This is a genomic window from Actinophytocola sp. (assembly GCF_036002505.1).
Classification (GTDB): domain Bacteria; phylum Actinomycetota; class Actinomycetes; order Mycobacteriales; family Pseudonocardiaceae; genus DASYTH01.
Map to the genome: position 1 here is coordinate 1 of NZ_DASYTH010000361.1, position 4,307 is coordinate 4,307.

Consider the following 4,307-nt stretch of genomic DNA (forward strand, 5'->3'; position numbering starts at 1 on the left):
GGTTGGGGAGATGCCCAGACGATCCTCCTCGTCGCCGGCTCGGCCGCGTTCCTCGCCGCATTCGTTCTGATCGAGTCGCGCCACCGCGCGCCGCTCGTACCTCTGGGCATCCTCCGCTCGCGAACGCTCGTCGGGGCCAACCTGGTCATGCTCACCTTCGGCACCGTTGCGTTTGGCCTGCCGCTCATCCTCACCCTCTACGCCCAACAGGTGCTCGGCTACTCGGCCCTCGAGTTTGGGCTTGGCACCGCCGTCCTGGCGGTCATGGCGGCCTGCGGGTCGATCGTCGGCCAAGCGATCGTGCTCCGGGCCGGCTTCCGTCCGGTCGCGGCCGCTGGGATGACGCTGATCGGCGGCGGTTCCCTGCTGCTGACGCAAGTCTCGGTCGGCGGCAGCTACGTCGGTGACATCTTCCTGCCGCTGCTTGTCACCGGCCTCGGGATCGGCATGGCCTTCGTCAGCGCCACCGTCGCGGCGCTCGCGGGCATTGGTGAGCACGAATCAGGGCTCGCCTCAGGGCTCAGCAACACCGCCCTGCAGATCGGCGCCGCGCTCGGCGTCGCGATCGTCACGACCGTCGCCGTCTCCCGCTCTGAGGACTACCTGGCGGCGAACGAGGGTGCGAACCCGCTCGTGGTGCTGACCGAGGGCTTCCAGTCCGCCTTCCTGGCCTGCGTCGCTCTGGCCGGGCTCGGGCTGGCGCTGGCGCTCCTGCTCCCCGGCCGGCCGCGCAAAGCAGCGCACCAGCTACCGGAGCCGGTCCCGGCGACCGGCGCCGCCGACTGAGGAGAGCCCTGAACTGCCGGCAACGATAAACAAGCTCATGGAGGACGAAATGCTGCTCGAAAACAAAACCGCTGTGATCTATGCAGCCGGGGGCGCGATTGGTGGCGCCGTCGCGCGGGCCTTCGCACACGAAGGGGCAAGGCTTTTCCTGACGGGACGCAATGTGGCGAAGGTGGATGCCGTCGCCAAGAAAATAGCTGCTACCGGCGGCGTCGCTGAGACCGCGCAAGTTGACGCCCTTGACGAGAACGCCGTGGAGGAGCACCTCAAGACCGTGGTCGCGAAAGCGGGAGGTGTTGACATTTCGTTCAACGCCATCGGCCCAGGCCCCGCGCCCGATCGCATAGCTCTGACAGATCTCGCGGTCGACGACTTCGCCCGCCCCATCACCTTCTACACCAGCTCCAACTTCATCACGGCGACCGCCGCGGCCCGGCACATGAGCGGCCAGGGCTCAGGTGTGATCGTGACACTGACAGCCGTCCCCGGCCGGATGCCGGCTAACCGGATCGGCGGGGCGGCACCGGCCTGGGCCGCGGTCGAGGCGTTCTCACGTTCCCTGGCCCTGGAGGTGGGACCAGCCGGTATCCGAGTGGTCTGCCTGCGTTCGCACGCAATCCCTGAGACCCCGCTCATCCACGCGAACAATGCCACGGCGGGCCCGGCCGCCGGCGTTACCCCCGCCGAGTTCCAGGCAAGACTCGAGCAGAGCACACTGCTCAAGCGGCTCCCTACCCTCGCCGAAGTCGCCGACACCGCCGCATTCATCGCCTCCGACCGGGCCGGTGCCATGACCGCAACCGTGGTCAACCTCAGTGCCGGCAGCATCATCGACTAACTCATGGTGCTAACACGGTTGGGTGAACCGCGCATTGCGCAGGACAGTGAAACCGTGGGTGCGGGGTGCGTAACCGGCTGGTAGGCCGTTCAGCAGGTAGAACGCCGATCATGTCGGGAGTCGGCTATCGGAGTCGACGCGGCGCTCCCTCCTCCAGCCCCCATGTACACCAGGGTTCCAGCGACGGCAACGGGGTAACTGAGCACAGGACGCCCGAGTCCCTCGCCTCGCGGATCATCCCGACAGGCAAACTGGAGGTCGCAATGGCTCCGGTACACCGCCTACCGCCGCTTGCGGTTGGCCTGTTGACCCTCGTGACGCTCGGCACGCCTGCCTGGCTCGACCATGCGGAGGCCCGCGCCGCGACGCAGGTCTCGATGCCCACCGCGCACGTGTGGGTGAGCACGCCCGACGGCGCCCACCGGATGGACGATTCAGGCACGGTCGCCTTCCACCGCGGCGGGTCGTCGAAGCTGACGATCACCGTGGACCCAAGCCTGCGCTACCAGCAGATGGACGGGTTCGGTGCCTCCATCACCGACTCGTCTGCATCGGTGCTGTACTCGCTTGATCAATCGACGCGCGACGCGACCATGCACGACCTCTTCGTCGACAACCGAATTTCGTTCCTGCGCCAGCCGATCGGTGCGTCGGATTTCGTCGACGGTCCGCACTACACCTACGACGACATGCCGGCCGGACAGACCGACTATGCGCTCGAGCACTTCTCGATCGACCACGATAAGCAGCAGATCCTGCCGTTGCTCCGCCAGGCGCTGGCGCTCAACCCGGACCTCAAGGTGATCGCCACACCCTGGAGCCCGCCGGCGTGGATGAAGACCACAGGCTCGCTGGTCGGCGGCCGGTTGATCGGCGACGACAGGATCTACACGGCGTACGCGAACTACCTGGTGAAGTTCGTGCAGGCCTACAAGGCGGAGGGCGTGCCGATCTATGGCCTGACCATCCAGAACGAGCCGCAGAACCGAAACCCGAGTGGCTACCCCGGCACGGACCTGCCGGTTGCACAAGCGGTGCGGGTGATTGATCGGCTTGGCCCAGCGCTCGCGACCGCCGGCCTGGACACGAAGATCTTCGGCTACGACCACAACTGGTCCGAGCATCCGAACGACATCGCCTCCACGCCGCCGGGTGAGGACCCGGAGACGGAGTACCCGTCGATGCTCCTGGACTCCTCGGCGGCAGCCTGGCTCGCCGGAACGGCGTACCACTGCTACTCGGGCGACCAGACTCGGATGACCCAGCTGCACCGGGCGTACCCGGACAAGGACATCTGGTTCACCGAGTGCTCGGGCTCCCACGGCCCGAACGATCCGCCCGCGCAGTTCTTCAGTGACACCCTGAAGTGGCATACCCGTAACCTCACCCTGGGTGTCACCCGCAACTGGGCGAAGTCGATGGTGACGTGGAACCTGGCACTACGACCGGACGGCGGACCGCACAACGGTGGCTGCGACACCTGCACGGGTGTGGTGACCGTTCATGACAACGGCACGGTGACCAGGAACGCTGAGTACTACACGATCGGTCACCTCTCCCGCTTCGTGCAGCCGGGCGCGTGGCGGGTGGCCAGCTCGTCGTTTGGTACGACCGGCTGGAACGGCATGGTCATGGATGCGGCGTTTGTAAACCCGGATGGCTCCACCGCGGTCGTCGTCCACAACGAGCACGACAACCCGCGCTCGTTCGCAATCGCCGTCGGCGATCATTCCTTCGACTACACGCTGCCCGGCGGTGCGCTGGCCACTTTCACCTGGCCCGCCTCGAAGGCCTTCGACAACGGGTTGACCCTGGTTGACCCGATCACGACGTCGGTCGCCGGCAGCACCGGCGACGCGGCCGTCGCCGCTGACGACGACGGCGCTACCGCATGGAGCACGGGCCGACCTCAGCAGGCTGGGGACCGGCTGCAGGTCGATCTCGGCTCGCCCAGCCGGATCCGGCAGGTTGTGCTCGACGCTGGACCGGCGACGTACGGCTTTGAGTCAACAGGGGAAGCTTCGCCGAACGCGCCCGCAGAGTACCGGCTCGAGGTCAGTTCCGACGGCGAACATTGGACGACCGTACGCACTGCCCACGGCACCGGCCAGCTCACTGCGATGCGGACGCCCCACAACCCGATCCGCTTCGTCCGATGCACCCTCACCCGAGACGACACCCGGCCCTGGGCGGTTGCCGAGGTCAGGGTATATCGCTGAGTGAGCTCCGGAGGTAAGGGCCCGCGCCGCCGCGGACGCGGCGCAACCCATCCCCGTTCTGCGCAGCCGCGGTCGAAGTCCGGGACGAGGTTGCCCTCCTGCAGAGGAGGGAGGCGCCTTTACTGGCGAGCTGGCTGGCGGCTGTCGGGCTCGTCCAACTGGGCGACCCGCAGCGCCTCTGCTGGCGATAGTCGCCCACCCTCGGCATGGGCGGCGTCGGCCGGTTCAGAGACCGCCCGAGGGGGCCCCCTCGGGCGGGCTACCGGTGCGTGAGCTCGCCGACCGGCAACGGTACGGCCACCGTGTTGCCGGCGGGCGCTAGCGGGCAGGTCCACGACGGGCTGTAGGCGCACGACGGGTTGTAGGCGAAGTTCAGGTCGACGACGAGCCAGCCATCGCGGACGTCGCCGCCGAGGTCCGCGCCCTTGACCGTGTCCAGCAGATAGCGGCCGCCTCCGTAAGTG

The 4,307-nt window shown here is 67.6% G+C and carries 4 protein-coding genes; 3 read left to right on the forward strand and 1 reads right to left on the reverse strand.

Translation table 11 applies throughout. From position 1 onward, the window contains the following. The 3 genes from VGR06_RS31235 to VGR06_RS31245 form a co-directional block, all read left to right on the forward strand. Positions 1-786, forward strand: a 786-nt coding sequence (locus VGR06_RS31235) for an MFS transporter (protein ID WP_327562759.1), incomplete at its 5' end; no start/stop codon positions are given. Positions 787-823: 37 nt separating this feature from the next. Further along, entirely contained in the window at positions 824-1,624 is an 801-nt protein-coding gene (locus tag VGR06_RS31240) for an SDR family NAD(P)-dependent oxidoreductase (protein ID WP_327562760.1), read from the forward strand. Positions 1,625-1,938: 314 nt separating this feature from the next. After that, positions 1,939-3,843, forward strand: a complete 1,905-nt coding sequence (locus VGR06_RS31245; protein ID WP_327562761.1) for a glycoside hydrolase family 30 beta sandwich domain-containing protein — start codon at positions 1,939-1,941, stop codon at positions 3,841-3,843. Between the two features lie 259 nt (positions 3,844-4,102). Here the strand turns inward: VGR06_RS31245 and VGR06_RS31250 are convergent. Further along, positions 4,103-4,307, reverse strand: a 205-nt coding sequence (locus VGR06_RS31250; protein WP_327562762.1) for a DUF1684 domain-containing protein, incomplete at its 5' end; no start/stop codon positions are given.

Excerpts from the sequence above, each read along its gene's own strand:
- VGR06_RS31240 (WP_327562760.1), top strand. The coding sequence starts at position 824 with ATGGAGGACGAAATGCTGCTCGAAAACAAAACCGCTGTGATCTATGCA.